A 17742-nucleotide genomic window follows, 5' to 3' on the forward strand; every position below is an offset into this window, starting at 1 on the left:
CCCCCTCCTATGCTTTAGCTGCTGATTAGCGCCAGATATTTGTCCAGTGCAGTGCCATAGTGGTCTGCGTACCATTCCGCCTGTAGTACAATCTGACGCTCCAGATTTTCCTCCGAGCTTGCATCCACATGTTTCATCTCGTCCGAAACCAGCGCATGTGCGGCGGGGTTGGCCGGACCATTACCCAGTTCGTTCAGCAGGGTCACCTGATTGTCCGGGTTCTGAGCCAGAGCGATGAACTCCATTGCTGCCTTGGCACCGGCGGGGTTGCCCTTGATCACGGTCCAGCCAGACGGCGACACCAGCCCCTGATCAAAGGTCCAGTCGACCTCGCCTTCGGTGTCCTGTTTGGTCAGGTTCGCGCGGGTGTGCCACAGCAAGCCCATCGAGGCCTCGCCGTCGCGCAAAAGCTGCTGGCTTTCGGCGCCCGAGGACCAGAAGCTGATGATATGCGGCTTAAGCGCTTCGATCTTGGCTAGCGCGCGATCCACATCCAGCGGATAAAGCTCGGCAGGTGCAACGCCATCGGCCAGCAGTGCGGCCTCCAGCACGCCGGTCATCCATTTGTAGAGCGTGCGTTTGCCAGGGTATTTTTCCACGTCCCAGAAGTCGGCCCACGTGCGGGGGGCATCATCGCCGAACCGGGCGGCGTCATAGGCGATGACATTGCTGTAGAAATAGGACGGAACGTAGAATTCACCATCAAAGCCCGGTTCGATCTTGCTGCGGTCGACAATAGAGTAGTCGATCTTTTCCATCATCCCTTCGCGGCCCAGGCGGATCGCGGAATAGGGTTCCGCATCGCAGACGTCCCAGCGTACAGATTTGCTTTCATACTGGGTCTTCATTGAGCCTTCGAGGGGGCCGGATCCGTCGATTTTCAGCTTGTTTCCGGTGGCCGTTTCATAGGCCTCGGCAAAGGCTGCGGAGTAGGCATCAATCGCATCACCGCCCCAGTTGACCACGACCAGTTCCTTGCCTGCGGCCTGAGCGCCTGGCGCGGCGACAGTCGCGGCTCCCAAGGCCACCAGCCCGGTCAGAAATCCGCGGCGATCCAGCCTGCCGCTGCGGAAGCGCTCGGCCAGTAGCTCACAGCAGTCTCTTTGAAAGTTGTTCATTGTTTTCTCCCTGGTCATGTTGCGCCGACTGTCGCTTCGGACAGAGCAGCCCTGGTCTTGTTAATCGGCAATCACGATGCTGTTTTCGGGCGACCAACTGACCCACAGTTCACTGTCAACATGTGGCAGCGCGCCATTCGCGCTGTGAGTGGAGGCGCTAATGGTATGGCCCTGCGGTGTCTCCAGCACCAGATCGCTATGCGAGCCCTGATAGGTGGTCTGGACCACCCGGGCGGGTAGTACATTGGCCTGATCGGCAGGGTGTTCGGCGCTGAGGGTCATGTGTTCTGGTCGTACCGCGACGCTGGCGCCGCCGGCCACGTGGTTTCCCGGATTTGCAGCCGAAAGCGTTGTGCCGTCCAGATTGCCGTGCAGCAGACCGCCGCTGATGCCGGGGTTCGCTACCGGGAAGATATTGATCTGCCCCAGGAATTCCGCGACAAACCGCGAATCCGGCGCGTTATATATCTGGTCAGGCGAATCCAGCTGCATCAGCCTGCCGTTATTGAAAATTGCGATTTTATCGGACATTGCCAGCGCCTCACCCTGGTCGTGGGTGACAAAGACAAATGTGGTTCCGGTTTCCTCATGCACCCGTTTCAGTTCGCTCTGCATTTGTTCGCGCAGATTGCGGTCGAGTGCTGACAGGGGCTCATCCAGCAGCAGCACATCCGGTTGGAACACCAATGATCTCGCCAATGCCACCCGCTGCTGCTGGCCGCCGCTGAGTTGCGAGGGTTTTTTGTGGGCATGTTCAGTAAGGCCAACGGTTTCGATGATCCGCCCCACCTTCTGTTTGCGCTCGGCGCTGTCCATCTTCCGCACCCGCAGGGGGTAGTCGACATTCTGCCAGACCGTCATATGAGGAAACAGCGCATAGCCCTGGAACACCATGCCGAAATTGCGCTCCTCGGCCACCATTGCGCTGATGTCCCGGCCGTCTTTCATCAATTGACCTGAAGTCTGTTCGGTAAAGCCTGCGAGGATCATCAGAAAAGTGGTCTTGCCGGACCCAGAGGGGCCGAGGAAGGTCAGGAACTCGCCCTTGTTGATCTCCATGCTGACATCGTGCAGAGCCTTGAAATTACCATAGGACTTGCAGATGTTGCTGGCCGCGATTTGTGACACTAACTGGCTCCCCATCGTTCCTGGCCCCGGCAGGCCCTGAGCATTGGCGAGAGGATTGCAGTCAGTTTTTTTCACGTCAAATGAAAGTAATTTCCGTGTTTGAATGAGATTTTTTCATGAATTGAGCTATGACTAACTCTGCGTTTGCAGCGTGTATTCCTGGAACCAGCGCGACAGCCAGTCGATTGCCAGTTGGCAAACCCGCCGTTCCATCCGCTCTTTCTGGATAACGATGTAATAGGCGTGGGGGCCGCGAATATCGATATCAAACAGGCGTACCAGCTTGCCCTCGCTCAGCGCGTGGCGGCCCAGGATGTCGTCGCCGATGGCAATTCCAACTCCGGCAATAGCGGCGTTGATATTTTGGGTCACGTCCGAGAACATGATGCCCTTGCTCAACTCAAAGCTTTTGTTGCTGGCGGCGGATAGCCAGACCACCCAATCGCTTTGATTGCGGTGGTGCAGCAGTGGCAGTTTTACCAGATCCTCGGGTGTTCGGATGCGGCCGTGGCGCTCTAGGAAGGCGGGCGAACAGACCGGGAAAGCGCGTGGGGTGAACAGATGCTGGACGTGCTGGCCGGGCCAGTCACCGTCACCGTAAATGATCGAGAAATCAGTTTGATCGTTGAGAATATCACTACGGTCGGTTTCGTTGGTAATTTCGAGGTCTATGTTTGGGAAAAGGTCCAAGAACTCGGTGATATGGTAGGCGAGCCAATAGCTGCCAAGACCTGATGCACAGTTGATCCGCAAGGGTCCAAAGGGTTCGCTGCCGCTCAACGGAGCGTTGGCGCGTTCGACGATCTCCAGCGCCTTGCGGATATCCCGAACATATCGGTTGCCAGCCGACGTCAGCTCGACTTTTCGGCCCGCGCGGCTGATCAGTTTGACACCCAGCATTTGCTCCAGATTGCGCAATTGGTGCGAAACCGCGCTGGGGGTCACGAACATCGCCTCTGACGCTTTGTGCAGGCTGCCCAACCGCGAGACCGCCTCCAGCATCCTTAGGGCGGTCATTGACGGGTAATGCCGACGGGCATCGCTTGCGTCTCTTTCGGCCATGCTGCCCATGATTGGTACCTCTCTGCGATAGGTTTCGGTCAACATACGTGAGAAAACTTCAGAGCACAGTCGAATTTCTTTCATTTGACGTGAGAAATTTTGCGTTCTTACTGTATTCGGACAGGCTAGCCGTGCTTTCGGACATGATGGCGAGAGGGCGGGGCTTCGGGCCAGGGAAAGGACTATCGCATGGTTTCGAGCGCCGGAATCCGGTCGACCAACACACCTGAGGGGTTGCCTGCGGCAGAATTGGTGTTGCTGAATGGGCGGATTTACACCGTTGATACGGCCCAGCCCTGGGCCGAAGCGGTGGCGATCAAACACGGACGGTTCATCGCCGTTGGCAGCAACGCTGACATGGAACCTCTGATTGCCGATTATACCCATGTGCATGATCTGCAGGGGGCTTTCGCGATGCCGGGCCTGTACGACATGCACACCCATCCTGACCTTGCTCTGGGGCCGAAGTATTCGGATTATCTAGATGTAGGTCTGGAGACACCAACCCCGGAACAAGTGCGCGACGCTATTCTGGCTTATGCTGGTGAACATCCGGGCGACGGATGGATTTTCGGGAAGCACTTCGTTCACTACGGATTCCGCAAGGCGGGGCTGCAGCCAGGGCGCGACTGGCTCGACAGTTTTATCCCCGACCGGCCGGTTGCGATCATGGACCGGATGTGGGGCAGTTGCATGGCCAACTCCAAGGCCTTGGAGTTGGCAGGTGTCAGCAAGGATACGGTGGATCCCAACAATGGCTACATCGTGCGCGATCCGCTGACGGGAAAGCCGGACGGTATCCTGGTTGACGGCGCCTATGCGCTGATCATGGCAGCGATGCCGCCGCCGCCGATGCACGCTTTGACCCGGGCCTACCGTGAAGGCGCTCGGTTTCAGTCCGCCCGCGGCGTGGTGGCCACCAAATACGTTCATGTCTGCGAACGACGGCTGGATGCGCTGCGGGCGATTGATCTGGCCGGTGACCTGCCGGTACGGGTTGAGGCGGCGATCAGCTGGCAGGACGATATTTTTCCGGTGCGCCGCCGCTGGGAACTGCTGGCGGGTGAGCGGCACTATTATCGCTCCAAACGGCTGAACGCAAATGCGGTGAAGTTCCATTTTGACGGCACCTCCGAGCCCCGGACCTCCTACCTGATTGCCCCGTGGCCGAACGAAAAGACCTGGCAGGGATCGCTGAACCTGACGCCTGAGCATATCTACGATATGGTTGCGGAAATGGACCGCAAGCGGATCCGGGTAATCGCCCATTGCACGGGTGATGGCGCCTCCGACATTTTTTTGGATGCAGTGGCCGAATGCCGCCGCCGGAATGGTGTGGGCGGAATGCGCCACCAATGCGCACATTCCACCTTGCTGGATGAAGGCAACCTGGCCCGTTTTGCCGAACTGGACGTGATTGCCGAGTTCTCGCCCGTGGGTTGGTTCCCGTCAGAGTTCACCATCGGCGCGCGCTCGTCTTTCGGGGAGCGTTTGCAGGAGGCCTACAACGTGCGCGGAGTGCTGGATGCAGGCGGAGTTACCGTAATGGGCACCGACTGGCCGGTCAGCAGTATTGACCCTTGGTTCGGATTCGAAACACTTGTCACCCGCGAAAATCCCCGCGCGGAGATGGAGGGGAGGCTGGGCCAGTCAATCACCCCGCAAGAGGCGATCCGGATGCTGACCATTAACGGCGCCTGCGCCATGGGCTGCGAGGATGTGTCAGGCTCGATCACAACGGGCAAGACCGCCGATATCATCGTCCTGGATCGCAACCTTTTGGAGATCGAGGTCAAGGGCAACTGGCACAAGTCGCAGGTGCGGCTGACCATGGTAGATGGCGAGGTTGTGCATGACCCTGAGGGCTGGATGCAGGGCGCCGAGTTCGAAAGCCGCATCACCTCTCCAGTTCCAGACTTCATCCCGGCGGACATCTGATGGACACGCGCGTTCCGGTTACCCTCATCGCTGGCTTTCTTGGGTCTGGAAAAACCACCTTGATCAATACTCTTCTCCAGGGGGATCACGGGTTGAACATCACCGTGCTGGTCAATGATTTCGGTGCGGTCAACATCGACGCCGACCTGATCCTGAAGCGTGAACGTGAAGTCGTGGAGCTTTCCAACGGTTGTGTTTGCTGTTCAATCCAAAGTGATTTGGTGGCGCAGTTACAGACCCTGTTCCGGTCAGAACACCCGCCGACATATCTGTTGATTGAGGCAAGCGGCGTTTCTCAACCCGGCCGCATTGCCTCGGTGTTCAGCTATCCGCAGCTGCGAAACTATGCACGGCTCGATGCGGTCGTAACACTGCTGGACGTCGAAAACACCGACATGCTATCTGACAACTGCCAGCAGCTGGTACAGGCGCAGATCGAGGCTGCGGATATTGCGGTCCTGACCAAGACCGATCTTGTCGCAGCGCAAAGGGTCGCAGACTTCCGCGAGCGGTGGCTGTTCCCGGATCTACCCAGCTATGAGGCCTGTAAGGGAAATGTTCCGGTGCAGTATCTGCTGGACACCGGTCGACATGACCCAGACAGCTCAGCCTTACTCAAATCCAACCCAGCGGCCGGATTTTGCTCGCAAAGCTGGTCATCGCAGAAGCCGTTTCGTTATGCCAGCTTCAAATCGGCACTGGCTGCCTTGCCCGCTTCGGTCTTCAGGGCAAAGGGTGTGCTACATTGCATAGACTTTCCGGATACTCGGATTGTGGTGCAGAAGGTCGGTTCCCGTTTGGAATTCCGCAAGGACGGCCCGTGGTGCGGAACTCCTCAAACCCGGTTGGTTGCCATAGGTGAAGATAGGCTGGAGCAGGACGGTTTCCTGCAAAACCATATGGAACAATCCCTGGCCGACTGCTCTTGAAGTCATGAAGGCCTCCGCCGGACGCACCGCTGACATCAGATTTCACAATGGTTGGAGCCCCTTGCATATACTGTCATTTGGTGAGCGAGACGACAGGCTCATTCATCCCCAGCACGGCATCCTAAATCCTGACGTGTGTTCGCCAGTTGTAGCCGCCGGCAAGGACATCAACGCCGATTGCCATACTTCCATAGATCTGACCTCGGTAGGAGTAAGATGCAGGTGCTCAAATCAAAAAAATGTGAGAGCGAGAGAAAATGGGAAAAAGCATACGGCTGCGCTTTGCCATCAGACGATGTGAAATACACTTGGTGAGAGCGGCAGTCCGGCGCCGTCCTGTTCTGGACGTCCGCATGCCGCTGATCACCATATCACTCGTTACTACAAAACTGTCTGACCGGCCCCCGGATAGTAAGCGCAGCCGCAGGCTCAGGGTTAACGTATCGTTATTTAGAGAGCCATTCCGGTATTCCTTACCTTACGTCACCTTTTGCAACGTGGCAGCGCGTTGGTGTGGTTTCGTCGATTGACGGCGGCGGCATCTGATCGCAGTGTCTTGATATGGGACAGTCTATTGAAATTCAGCGCCTTCCACGGGCTTTTGATGCAGATCTGGGACAGGATGCACTGACACTTGTACCAGCTCTTCAGGGCGATCAAGCCCGTCTGGTGGCCGGCGCGGCAGGGTCCAGCCCCTATCTGAAGGAGCTTGTCAGCCGTGAGGCGGATTGGCTGGCGTCTGCGCTGGCGGATCCGCAGACCGCTCTGGCCGGTATCTTTGCGGATGTGCGAGCTTTGGCGCCCGATCAGCTGAAACCGGGCTTGCGGCGGGCCAAACGCCAGCTGGCACTGTTGAGCGGGCTCTGCGATCTGGCCGGGGCCTGGGATCTGATGCAGGTGACCACGGCGCTGACACAGTTTGCAGAGCTCTGCGCGGATGTCGCCATCAAGGCTGAAATCGCCGCCCTGATCCGCCGGAAGAAATTGCCGGGACTGACCGAGGCGGACGTCGAAACTGCAGGCGGGCTGACCCTCTTGGCGATGGGAAAGATGGGCGCCTATGAGCTGAACTACAGCTCAGATATCGACATGATCTGCCTCTTTGATGAAACGCGATTTGACCCTGATGATTTCTATCAGGCGCGTCAGGGCATGGTTCGGGCCACGCGCAATATGTGCACGGTACTGAGTGAGCGCACCGCTGATGGCTATGTCTTCCGCACCGATCTGCGGCTGCGGCCCGACCCGTCGGTGACGCCGGTCGCCATGGCGATGGAGGCGGCAGAGCGCTACTATGAAAGCCTCGGTCGCACCTGGGAGCGCGCGGCCTATATCAAGGCGCGCCCCTGTGCCGGCGATCTGAAAGCGGGTGCGGATTTCTTGCAGACGCTGCGCCCCTTTGTCTGGCGGCGGCATCTCGATTTTGCGGCCATTCAGGACGCCCATGATATGCGCCTGCGGATCCGCGAGAACAAAGGCACCGGCGGCCCGCTGACAGTGCCCGGCCACGACATGAAGCTGGGGCGGGGCGGCATCCGTGAGATTGAGTTTTTCACCCAGACCCGGCAGTTGATCGCAGGCGGGCGCGATGAAAGTCTGCGTCCCCGTGGTACGCTGGATGGGTTGCGCGCGCTGGCCGCCAAGGACTGGGTGCCACAGGATGTCTGCGATCAACTGAGCGCGCATTACGTCGCCCACCGCGAGGTGGAGCACCGGATCCAGATGGTACACGACGCCCAGATCCATAGGATGCCACAGTCGGAGGATGGTATTGCCCGTATCGCCTGCCTGATGGACCGGGATCCTGAGGCACTGCTGGCAGAGACCCGCGCGCGGCTGGAAGAGGTGCATGAGCTGACCGAGGGCTTTTTTGCCCCAGATGCCCCTGCACAGAGCGCGCCCGAGGCGGTGCCCGAAGCTTTGGACGGCGATATCTTGGCCCGCTGGCCGACCTATCCGGCGCTGCGCTCGGCGCGCGGGGCGCAGATCTTTGAACGGTTGAAACCAGAACTTCTGGCGCGGCTGTCACGCACCGCCCAACCGGCGGAGGCGCTGGTGGCGCTGGACGGGTTTCTGGCCGGGCTGCCTGCGGGCGTGCAGCTGTTTTCGCTGTTCGAGGCCAATCCGCAGCTGATTGATCTACTGATTGATATTGTCGGCACCTCGGGAACACTGGCGAGCTATCTGTCGCGCAATTCCAGCGTGTTTGATGCGGTGATTGGCGGGTCGTTCTTTGATGACTGGCCCACGCGCGCTGAGCTGTCGCAGTCGCTGGGGGCTGTGCTTGCGCAGGAAGAGGACTATGAAACGCAGTTGGATGCCACCCGGCGCTGGTGCAAGGAATGGCATTTCCGCATCGGTGTGCATCACTTGCGCGGGTTGATTGATGCGGCCACGGCCGGGGCGCAATATGCCGAACTGGCGGAGGTTGTGATCGCAGGGCTGGCGCCGGTGGTGGTGCAGCAGTTCGCACAGAAACACGGGCACCCGCCGGGGCGCGGTGCGGCGGTGCTGGCGATGGGCTCGCTCGGGGCAGGGCGGATCAATGCGCTCTCGGATCTGGATGTTATCGTGATCTATGATCCGGGCAGCGATGAGGCCTCAGACGGACCACGGCCACTTGCGACACGGCCTTATTATGCGCGGCTGACACAGGCGTTGATCACGGCGCTGACCGCGCGGATGTCGCAGGGCCAGCTTTATGAGGTGGATATGCGGTTGCGGCCCTCCGGGACGCAGGGACCGGTGGCGACCAGCCTGGAGAGCTTTTGTCAGTATCAACGCAATGACGCCTGGGTCTGGGAGCATCTGGCTCTGACCCGCGCCCGTGTGGTGACGGCGGTGCCCTTGGCAGGGGCCGAGGGGCTGGCCGAGGATATCACGACCTTCCGCAGCAGCTTTCTGGCCGCGCCACGCAGCCGAAAGGAGGTCCTGCCGGAGGTGGCCAAGATGCGCGCAAGGCTCGCCGCCGCCAAAGTGCCGAGCGGGCCATGGGATGCCAAGACCGGGGCGGGTCGGATGATGGATATCGAGTTGATCGCCCAGGCTGGCATACTTCTGAGCGAAGCGACCGGGCAGGATGTGGCCTCTGGTCTGGAGGGCGTTGTCGCCTGCGGCTGGCTGGATGCCGCAGATGCTGCTGAATTGCAGCGCGGCTATGATCTATTCTGGTCGGTACAGACGGCGGCACGGCTGGTGTCGGGAAAGGCCATCGATGCGCAGACATTGGGCGAGGGCGGCGCGCTTTTCTTGTGTCGCAGCACCGGGTACGCGGATCTGGCAGCTTTGGAAGCGGATTTGACGGCGCGCTATCAGACCTGCGGTGAGATCATCGCCGCCGCATTGGAGAGAGAAGGGGCCATCGGTCATGACGAGTGATGCGACAGCAGGGGCGCAGGTTGACAGTCTGGACCCCAAGGGGCTGATCCGGGAGAGTTTTTGCATCGACGGCATTCAGAACGGGGAATGCCGCAGTATTTTTCTGGACTGGGCGCTGAGTCTCCCCGATGGGGTTGATAGTCGGCAGGCCATGTCAGCTCTGCTTGCAGAGGTGGCAGCAGATCACCCGGATCACCCGATGACGGCCGTGTTACGTGAGGGGCTGGAGAGCGCCGCCAAACCCCGCAGGCGCGGCGGCTGGCGGTCGCGCGCGCGGTGAGCGGTCGGGCGCCGCGCAGGTGCCGACCGCAACGCGTGCCGCAAGCCTGTATGACGCAGACGATCTGCGCCTGATCCAACAGGCTCTTTCAACGGGCAGAGGTTGGGAGTAAGAGGGGCGCATGACAGCTTCTTCCTCCGCGCCCGAGCGCGCCCGCGTAAAACTGAAACCCAAAGCCAATGCCCGGGCTCTGCGCCACGGCTTCCCTTGGGTTTATGCCAATGAGCTGGTCACCGACCGGCGCACCCGCAAACTGGCCCCCGGCACGCTGGCGGTGCTGGAAGATGACGGTATGACGCAGATGGGTCTGGTCGCGGTCAATCCCGAGAGCAAGATCATCGCGCGGATGCTGGACAGCGACCCCGCCGCAGACCTCAGCGTTGATTGGTTCTCCGCCCGCCTGCGCCGCGCGCTGGAGCTGCGCGAGCAGCTGTATGACGCGCCATTTTACCGGCTTGTCCACGCCGAATCCGACGGGTTGCCCGGCGTGGTGATCGACCGGTTCGGCGATACCTGCGTGGTGCAGCCCAATGCGGCCTGGGCCGAGGCGCATCTGGACGCGTTGACCGAGGCGCTGGTGGCCGTCACCGGGGTGACAACCGTGCTGAAAAACGCCTCTGGTCGGGCGCGCAGCCTGGAAGGGCTGGATGACATCAGCACCGCCCTGCGTGGCGCGGCCCCAGAGGCCGCAGTTAAGGTCCAGATGAACGGTGCCACATACATGGCGGATCTGACCGGCGGGCAGAAAACCGGCTTGTTCTACGACCAGCGCGACAATCACGCCTTTGCCGCGAAACTGGTCAAACCCGGCGCCAAGGTGCTTGACGTGTTTTCTCATGTCGGCGGCTTTGGTCTGGCGATGCTGGCCGCCGGTGCGGCTGAGGCAACCTGCGTCGATGGCTCCGCCCCGGCGCTGGAGCTGGCAGGGCAGGGCGCTGCGGCCAGCAGTTTTGCAGACCGGTTCACGGCGCGGCAAGGCGATGCCTTTGAGGTGCTGACACAGCTGGGTGAAGAAGGCGCGCAGTTTGACGTGGTGATTTGTGATCCGCCCGCCTTTGCCCCCTCAAAACAGGCACTTGAGGCCGGTCTGCGTGCCTATGAGCGGATTGCCAAACTGGCGGCACCTCTGGTGGCACCGGGCGGCTATCTGGGCCTGTGTTCCTGTTCCCATGCGGCAGATCTTAGCCGCTTCCGCAACGCCTCTGCGCGCGGGATCGGGCGTGGCGGTCGTCGCAGCCAGCTGCTGCACACGGGCTATGCGGGTGCGGATCATCCGCAGCTGCCTCAGCTGGCTGAAAGTGGCTATCTGAAGGCCGTGTTCTTCCGGCTCGACTGATCTGACGCGGGTGTTCTGGCGATGAAACTGCTCTTGGATGCCTGCGTGCTCTATCCGACGGTGATGCGGGAGATGCTGCTGGGCGCGGCCCGGATCGGCCATTTCACCCCGCTCTGGTCGCCGCGCATCCTGGAAGAATGGGCGCGGGCGGCGCGCAAGATCGGCCCTACGGGTGAGCCGCAGGCGCGCGCTGAAATTGCGCTGATCTCCGCCGCCTGGCCGAAGGCAGCCATCGCTCCGACACCAGCAGTTGAGGCACGCCTCTGGCTGCCCGACAGCGCTGACATCCACGTGCTGGCGTCGGCGATCGTCGGTCATGCGGATGCAATTGTGACCGTCAACAACAAGGATTTTCCCCGCCACACGCTGGCGGAGGAAGGGCTGGAGCGGATCGGGCCGGACCAGCTGCTTTATGATCTCTGGCTTAAGGACCCGGAGGGCCTCTCGGAGGTCGGCGCATCCGTCCTTGCGGAGGCCAACCGGCTCTCCGGTGGCGGATGGGAGCTGCGCCCGCTGCTGAAAAAGGCCCGGCTGCCGCGGCTGGCGAAGGCTCTGGTCCGCTAGGCCGGGGTGGTCAGACCTCGCTGAGGATCTCGGCAGCGATCTCAAAGGATCTGAGGCGTGCCGCATGATCATGGATCTGGCCGGTGATGATCACCTCATCCGGGCGGTACCGTTCAAGAATGGACGACAGCTCCGTACGCACGCTGTGCCTGCTGCCCGTCGCAGACATCCGCAGCACCTCATTCACGCCTGCAAGCACGGGCGCCGGGATATGGTCGGTGATATCATCCACGGGGGCGGGCAGTTTGCCGGGCTTACCCAGACGCAAGCGGGCAAAGGCCTGCTGCATCGTCGTGCGCAGGCGGGTGCCCTCTTCATCGCTCTCGGCAGCAAAGACATTGATCGCCATCATCGCATGGGGTGCAGACAGGTTGGCGGAGGGTTGGAATTGGCGGCGGTAGACCTCCAGCGCCTCCTCCAATGCGGCGGGCGCGAAATGCGAGGCAAAGGCGTAAGGCAGCCCCAGATGCGCCGCCAGCTGCGCGCCGTAAAGGCTGGAGCCGAGCATCCAGACCGGCACATGGGTGTCCTGTCCGGGGAAAGCACGCACCGCGCGGCCTGGATCGTCAGCGCCCAGAAATCCCATCAGATCAATAACATCCTGCGGGAAGCTGTCACCGGAGGCATGGTCATGGGCCATACCCCTGCGCAAGGCGCGCGCCGTCTGCATATCGGTTCCGGGCGCGCGGCCCACTCCCAGATCAATCCGGTCGCCATGCAGGCTTGCCAACGTCCCGAAAGCCTCCGCCACCATATAGGGTGCATGATTGGGCAGCATGATACCGCCGGCTCCGACCCGGATTGTCTGCGTCTGGCTAGCGATATGGCCAATCAGCACCGCCGTCGCAGCGCTGGCGATGCCCGGCATATTGTGGTGTTCGGCCAGCCAGTAGCGGTGGTAGCCCCAGCTTTCGGCCTTCTGGGCCAGCTCGGTACTGTTGCGCAGGGACTGGGCAATGGTCTGGCCTTCAGGCACGGGAGCAAGATCAAGAACAGAGTAGCGCATGGGGGCTCCGGTAGATTTCAGTCCCGTTGCTGAGGGAGATCGCTGGCAAAGGGGCGGGACGACAATTGTTACCTTCCCATGTGGGGAAGGTTGGTTGTCCTGGCAAGAGGCGTGAATTCTTTGAGGGTGGTTAATTTTTATTAACCAATTTTTTCAGATCATTGCCGGATGAAGCTCATGCATTGGGCCTGTCCCACTTCGCCTCCAACCGGTCGAGGGCGGCGATGCGTTCCTCGGTTTTCGGGTGGCTCATCAGCCAGGCCGGGGCCATCCCGCTGCGGGCCTGTGTGAGGTCTTCGAGTTTGCGAAACAGGCTTTTCTGCGGGGCGATGCCGATGCCGGATTTGGTGAGTAGGGCGGCCGCATATTCGTCGGCCTCATACTCATCGCTGCGCGACAGCCGGGCGGCTAGAAGCGAGGTGAGAACATTGGCGATCCACGGCCCGACGAAAGGCACAAAACGGCCAATGATCAGCATCAGCGCCGTGCGCAGCGCGTTCTGGCCGGAGAAATCGATCATCCGTTTCTTCGCATGTCCCAACGCCACATGCCCCAGCTCATGCGCGATGACCGAGGCGAGTTCGGTATCGCTGACCTCGCCATTGCGGTATTTGCGATAAAATCCGCGCGTGATGAAGATCCGCCCATCAGGTGCGGCCAGCCCGTTCACCGGGTCGACCTCATAGATATAGACCGGGATATGGTTGATCCCGAGTGCCGCTGCCATCCGGTCCGTCAGCTGACGCAGGCGGGCATCGGCCAGCTCGGTGGATTGCTGATCAAGGGCACGATGGGTGCGCCAGACCGACAGGCGATACATCACCAACCCGTAGATCACGGCCAGAAGGATAGGGGTCAAACGCAACATGGTTCAGGATATGGGGCTGGGACAGGGACGGGGCAAGGCGTGGTGTTTAGCTGCCACGGGCGGGTTTGGCGGCGCGGCTCTCTGCCTTCACCTCATCCCAGAGGGCATCCATCTCCGCCAGATCGCTGTCTTCGGGACGTTTGCCACGAGCGGCGAGCTTGGCCTCCACGCCCTCAAACCGGCGGGTGAACTTGGCATTGGCGGCGCGCAATGCGGCCTCCGGCTCAACCCCCAGATGGCGGCCGAGATTGGCCATCACAAACATCAGATCGCCGAATTCCTCCTCGACCTCCGCTTGGCTCAAACTGTCACGCGCCTCGACCAGTTCGGCGGATTCCTCGGCGATCTTGGCGATGACATTGTCGGCGGAGGGCCAGTCAAAGCCAACCCGCGCGGCGCGTTTTTGCAGCTTATAGGCCCGCAGCAGCGCCGGTAGGCCGACCGCGACTCCGTCCAACGTGCCCTGCTGCGCCTTGCCCGCACGTTCCGCGGCCTTGATCGTCTCCCAGTCGGCAGTCTGCTGATCGGCGGATTTCTCTCGGCTCTCATCGCCAAACACGTGCGGGTGGCGCGACACCATTTTGTTGGACATGGTGGTGACCACATCCTGAAAGGTGAAATGCCCGGCCTCTGCCGCCATCTGGGCATGAAACACCGACTGAAACAGCAGATCGCCCAGCTCACCCTTCAACTCATCCCATGCTTCGCGCTCAATTGCGTCGGCAACTTCGTAAGCCTCTTCAATGGTATAGGGCGCGATGCTCGCGAAATCCTGCTCGATATCCCAGGGGCAGCCGCCCTTTGGATCGCGCAGACGGCGCATGATTTCCAACAGCCGTTCGATGCCGGCGGTTTCATTGTGGATGAGATCGGTTTCGGGCATTGCGGCGGCTCTTGTTCCAGTGTCAGATGCATCAATCCCGAGTCTGACCAAGGAGTCCACCCCCATGCCGGTTGTGAACCGAATTGCCAATTACGCCGACGAGATGAAGACCTGGCGTCGGCATCTGCACCAGATCCCCGAGCTGGCGCTGGACCTGCCGAAAACCGCGGCCTTCGTGGCCGAGCGGCTGCGCGAATTTGGTGTGGATGAGCTGCATGAGGGCATCGCGACCAGTGGCATGGTGGCGATCATCAATGGGCAGGGCCATGACGCAGGTGACGGTCCGACCATCGGATTGCGCGCCGACATGGACGCGCTCCCGATCCCTGAGGAAAGCGGTGTTGAGTATACCTCGGGCCACGCCGGCAATATGCATGCCTGTGGTCACGACGGTCACACCACCATGCTTTTGGGGGCCGCCAAATACCTTGCGGAGACGCGCAACTTTACGGGCCGTGTCGCGCTGATCTTCCAACCAGCGGAGGAAGCCATCGGCGGTGCCCGTATCATGGTCGAAGAGGGCATCATGGAGCGGTTCAACATCGGCGAGGTCTATGCCCTGCATAATGCGCCGGGTCTGCCGGTGGGGGCTTTCGCCACCACGCCGGGGCCGTTGATGGCGGCGGTGGATAGCTTCCACATCAACATTCAGGGTGTCGGTGGCCATGGGGCGATGCCGCATGAAACCCGCGATCCGGTGATGGCGGCCTGTGGTATGGCGCAGGCGATCCAGACGATTGTATCGCGCAACCACTATGCGCTGGATGATCTCGTGGTCTCCGTCACCCAGATCCACACCGGCACCGTCGACAATGTGATCCCCGACACTGCCTATATCAACGGCACTGTCCGCACCTTTGATCCGCGTGTGCAGGAGATGGTGATGCGGCGGATGAAGGAGATTGTTGCCGGTCAGGCGGCCAGCTACGGTGTTGAGGCTGAGCTGGATTATGAGGTCGGCTACCCCGCCACCATCAATGACGCGTCCAAGACGGGGTTCGCGGCCAGCGTCGCGGGCGAGGTTGCAGGCCCTGAGAATGTGGAGGCCGAGGCCGGGCGCGAAATGGGGGCGGAGGATTTCTCCTACATGCTTCAGGCCCGCCCCGGCGCCTATTTGTTTTTAGGGCAGGGCGACAGCGCGGGGCTGCATCATCCGAAGTATGATTTCAACGATGAGATCGCGCCGATTGGGGCGTCGTTTTTCGCCCGTCTGGTCGAGAGAGCACAGCCGACTGCCAAGCTGTCCGCCGACGGGTGACAAGCTCAATGGGGTCGGCTATCTGATCACACATCCGGTGCAGACAGGGGAGGCGCAGAATGGCGCTAGAAGACGCAAAGCACATGATCGATCACGCCTTTACGCGTGAGGATATGAAAGGTCTCAGCTTTGAGATCACCTTTGGTGGGGCAACGTCTTTCCTGCGACGTAAATATACCAAGGATCTGACCGGGGTGGATATTGCGGTTACAGGCGTGCCGTTTGATCAGGCGGTGACCAACCGGCCCGGAACCCGGCTGGGTCCCCGCGCCATCCGCGAAGCGTCTTGCTTGCAAAGCCCGGATGAACCCTATGGCTGGCCGCATAGCCCGCTCAGCACGCTGGCCATCGCCGACTATGGCGATCTGGCCTTTGATCACGCGGATGTTCCGGCCTTTCCCGCTGCCCTGACGGATCATATCCGGGGTATTCTGGCGACCGATACGGCTTCGGTCGTCTTGGGCGGGGATCACTATATCAGCTTCCCGATCCTCAAGGCCTATGCCGAAAAATACGGCCCCATCTCGCTGTTGCAGTTTGATGCCCATACCGACACCTGGCCCGACGACAATATGGACCGGATCGACCATGGGACCATGTTCTACAAGGCCGTGAAATCCGGCATCGTGGATCCCAAGACATCCGTTCAGGTGGGGATCCGCACCACCAATGACGACACGCTGGGTGTGAACATCATCGACGCGCCCACCGTGCATGAGATCGGCCCGGTTGAGACCGCGAAACGGATCAAGGCGATCCTTGGCGACCGACCAACCTATCTGACCTTTGACATCGATGCGTTGGATCCGGCCTATGCGCCCGGCACCGGCACGCCGGTCTGGGGCGGGCTGACCTCGGCTCAGGCGGCCCGTATCCTGCGCGAAATCGCCGGCATCAATATCAAGGGCGGCGACGTGGTGGAGGTTTCCCCTCCGTTTGACACCACCGGCGCCACCGCCATCGCAGGCGCTCATGTGGCGACCGAAATTATCTGCCTTCTTGGCTGGAATATGAGAGACAATGACTGACTTCAATCAGCCGATCAGCGGCAATGATCTGGCCCGCTTCTCCGGGCCGAACACCTTTATGCGGTTGCCACAGGCCACCTCGCTTGACGGGCTGGATGTGGCCATTCTGGGTGTGCCGATGGATATCGGCACCTCCTGGCGCTCCGGCACCCGCTTTGGCCCCAAGCAGATCCGCGCCGAAAGCGCGATGATCCGCCCCTATAATATGACCTCCGGGGCCGCGCCATTTGATAGCCTGAATATCGGAGATATCGGCGATCTGGCGATCAATACGTTCTCTCTACCCGACAGCCTGCGCATCATTCAGGAGAGCTATAGTGCAATCCTGTCCAGCGACGTGACACCTGTCGCGATGGGCGGGGATCATTCGATCACCCTGCCAATCCTGCGGGCCATTGCCGAAAAATACGGGCCTGTCGCGCTGGTCCATGTGGATGCCCATGCGGATGTGAACGACGATATGTTCGGCGAGCGTGAGACCCATGGCACCGTGTTCCGCCGCGCCTATGAAGAAGGGCTGATTGTCGCCGACAAGACCTATCAGATCGGGCTGCGCGGCACCGGCTATGGCGCGGACGACTTCAAGGAGGCGCAGCGCTGGGGCTTCCAGCACTTCCCGGCCAGCGAATTGTGGAACCGCTCGCTGCATGGAATGGGTGCGGAAATTCGTCGCGATATCGGCAATAGGCCGGTCTATGTTTCCTATGATATTGATAGTCTTGATCCGGCCTATGCGCCGGGCACCGGCACGCCGGAAATCGGCGGGCTGACCACACCGCAGGCGCTGGAGCTGATCCGGGCCTTGCGGGGGCTGAATATTGTGGGTTGCGATATGGTCGAAGTGTCGCCGCCTTATGACACCTCGGGCAATACGGCTTTGACAGCGGCCAATCTGCTGTATGAGCTGCTCTGTGTGCTGCCGGGTGTGACAACAAAATAAGGCAGGCTGTCCAGTGGCAGCCGCCA

15 protein-coding genes are annotated in these 17742 nt (G+C 60.8%); 9 read left to right on the forward strand and 6 right to left on the reverse strand.

Annotated elements, in window-relative coordinates:
* Window positions 1-14 precede the first annotated feature (14 nt).
* The 3 genes from GAL_RS06930 to GAL_RS06940 all read right to left on the reverse strand — a co-directional run bounded on the left by GAL_RS06930 (window position 15) and on the right by GAL_RS06940 (window position 3308).
* Window positions 15-1118, reverse strand: coding sequence for an ABC transporter substrate-binding protein (locus tag GAL_RS06930; RefSeq protein ID WP_024096872.1), 1104 nt, complete (start codon window positions 1116-1118; stop codon window positions 15-17).
* Between the two features lie 60 nt (window positions 1119-1178).
* Window positions 1179-2246 (reverse strand): ABC transporter ATP-binding protein, encoded by a 1068-nt coding sequence (locus GAL_RS06935; protein ID WP_024096873.1) that lies wholly within the window; start codon window positions 2244-2246, stop codon window positions 1179-1181.
* Window positions 2247-2378: 132 nt separating this feature from the next.
* Window positions 2379-3308 carry a LysR substrate-binding domain-containing protein gene (locus GAL_RS06940; RefSeq protein ID WP_043939823.1) on the reverse strand — a complete coding sequence of 310 codons (930 nt, stop codon included), beginning with the start codon at window positions 3306-3308 and terminating at the stop codon, window positions 2379-2381.
* A gap of 189 nt (window positions 3309-3497) precedes the next feature.
* On the opposite strand from GAL_RS06940, the gene GAL_RS06945 reads away from it, so the two are divergent.
* The 6 genes from GAL_RS06945 (at window position 3498) to GAL_RS06970 (ending at window position 11733) form a co-directional block, all read left to right on the forward strand.
* Window positions 3498-5246, forward strand: a complete 1749-nt coding sequence (locus GAL_RS06945) for an amidohydrolase (protein ID WP_024096875.1) — start codon at window positions 3498-3500, stop codon at window positions 5244-5246.
* Window positions 5246-6175 carry a CobW family GTP-binding protein gene (locus GAL_RS06950; protein ID WP_024096876.1) on the forward strand — a complete coding sequence of 310 codons (930 nt, stop codon included), beginning with the start codon at window positions 5246-5248 and terminating at the stop codon, window positions 6173-6175. Before GAL_RS06945 ends, GAL_RS06950 begins: the two co-directional genes overlap by 1 nt.
* Before the next feature lie 561 nt (window positions 6176-6736).
* The gene (locus tag GAL_RS06955) at window positions 6737-9553 is read left to right on the forward strand and encodes a [protein-PII] uridylyltransferase family protein (protein ID WP_024096878.1); all 2817 of its coding nucleotides are present in this window, start codon (window positions 6737-6739) and stop codon (window positions 9551-9553) included.
* Window positions 9543-9833 (forward strand): hypothetical protein, encoded by a 291-nt coding sequence (locus GAL_RS06960; RefSeq protein WP_024096879.1) that lies wholly within the window; start codon window positions 9543-9545, stop codon window positions 9831-9833. The genes GAL_RS06955 and GAL_RS06960 overlap by 11 nt, the downstream gene beginning before the upstream one ends.
* Window positions 9834-9954: 121 nt before the next feature.
* Window positions 9955-11169: an RSP_2647 family RNA methyltransferase gene (locus GAL_RS06965; protein WP_024096880.1), complete on the forward strand. Its 1215-nt coding sequence runs from the start codon at window positions 9955-9957 to the stop codon at window positions 11167-11169.
* A gap of 21 nt (window positions 11170-11190) precedes the next feature.
* Complete coding sequence (locus tag GAL_RS06970; RefSeq protein WP_024096881.1) at window positions 11191-11733, forward strand: RSP_2648 family PIN domain-containing protein; 543 nt, start codon at window positions 11191-11193, stop codon at window positions 11731-11733.
* A gap of 10 nt (window positions 11734-11743) precedes the next feature.
* Here GAL_RS06970 and GAL_RS06975 read toward each other — a convergent pair whose 3' ends face one another.
* The 3 genes from GAL_RS06975 to mazG all read right to left on the reverse strand — a co-directional run bounded on the left by GAL_RS06975 (window position 11744) and on the right by mazG (window position 14490).
* A complete protein-coding gene (locus GAL_RS06975) occupies window positions 11744-12739 on the reverse strand; it encodes an LLM class flavin-dependent oxidoreductase (protein WP_024096882.1) in 996 nt (331 codons plus the stop codon).
* Window positions 12740-12914: 175 nt separating this feature from the next.
* Window positions 12915-13607 carry a M48 family metallopeptidase gene (locus tag GAL_RS06980; protein WP_024096883.1) on the reverse strand — a complete coding sequence of 231 codons (693 nt, stop codon included), beginning with the start codon at window positions 13605-13607 and terminating at the stop codon, window positions 12915-12917.
* A 46-nt stretch (window positions 13608-13653) separates the two neighbouring features.
* Entirely contained in the window at window positions 13654-14490 is an 837-nt protein-coding gene (gene mazG / locus GAL_RS06985; RefSeq protein ID WP_024096884.1) for a nucleoside triphosphate pyrophosphohydrolase, read from the reverse strand.
* 64 nt (window positions 14491-14554) lie between these two features.
* Here mazG and GAL_RS06990 point away from each other — a divergent pair, with 64 nt between their 5' ends.
* The 3 genes from GAL_RS06990 to speB (GAL_RS07000) are packed head-to-tail and all read left to right on the forward strand — an operon-like array spanning window position 14555 to window position 17716.
* Window positions 14555-15748 carry a M20 aminoacylase family protein gene (locus GAL_RS06990; RefSeq protein ID WP_024096885.1) on the forward strand — a complete coding sequence of 398 codons (1194 nt, stop codon included), beginning with the start codon at window positions 14555-14557 and terminating at the stop codon, window positions 15746-15748.
* A gap of 59 nt (window positions 15749-15807) precedes the next feature.
* Window positions 15808-16776 carry an agmatinase gene (speB, locus tag GAL_RS06995; RefSeq protein WP_024096886.1) on the forward strand — a complete coding sequence of 323 codons (969 nt, stop codon included), beginning with the start codon at window positions 15808-15810 and terminating at the stop codon, window positions 16774-16776.
* The gene (gene speB / locus GAL_RS07000; RefSeq protein ID WP_024096887.1) at window positions 16769-17716 is read left to right on the forward strand and encodes an agmatinase; all 948 of its coding nucleotides are present in this window, start codon (window positions 16769-16771) and stop codon (window positions 17714-17716) included. Before speB (GAL_RS06995) ends, speB (GAL_RS07000) begins: the two co-directional genes overlap by 8 nt.
* The last annotated feature ends 26 nt before the right edge of the window (window positions 17717-17742 follow it).

It is taken from the genome of Phaeobacter gallaeciensis DSM 26640, assembly GCF_000511385.1.
In the GTDB taxonomy this organism is placed as follows: domain Bacteria; phylum Pseudomonadota; class Alphaproteobacteria; order Rhodobacterales; family Rhodobacteraceae; genus Phaeobacter; species Phaeobacter gallaeciensis.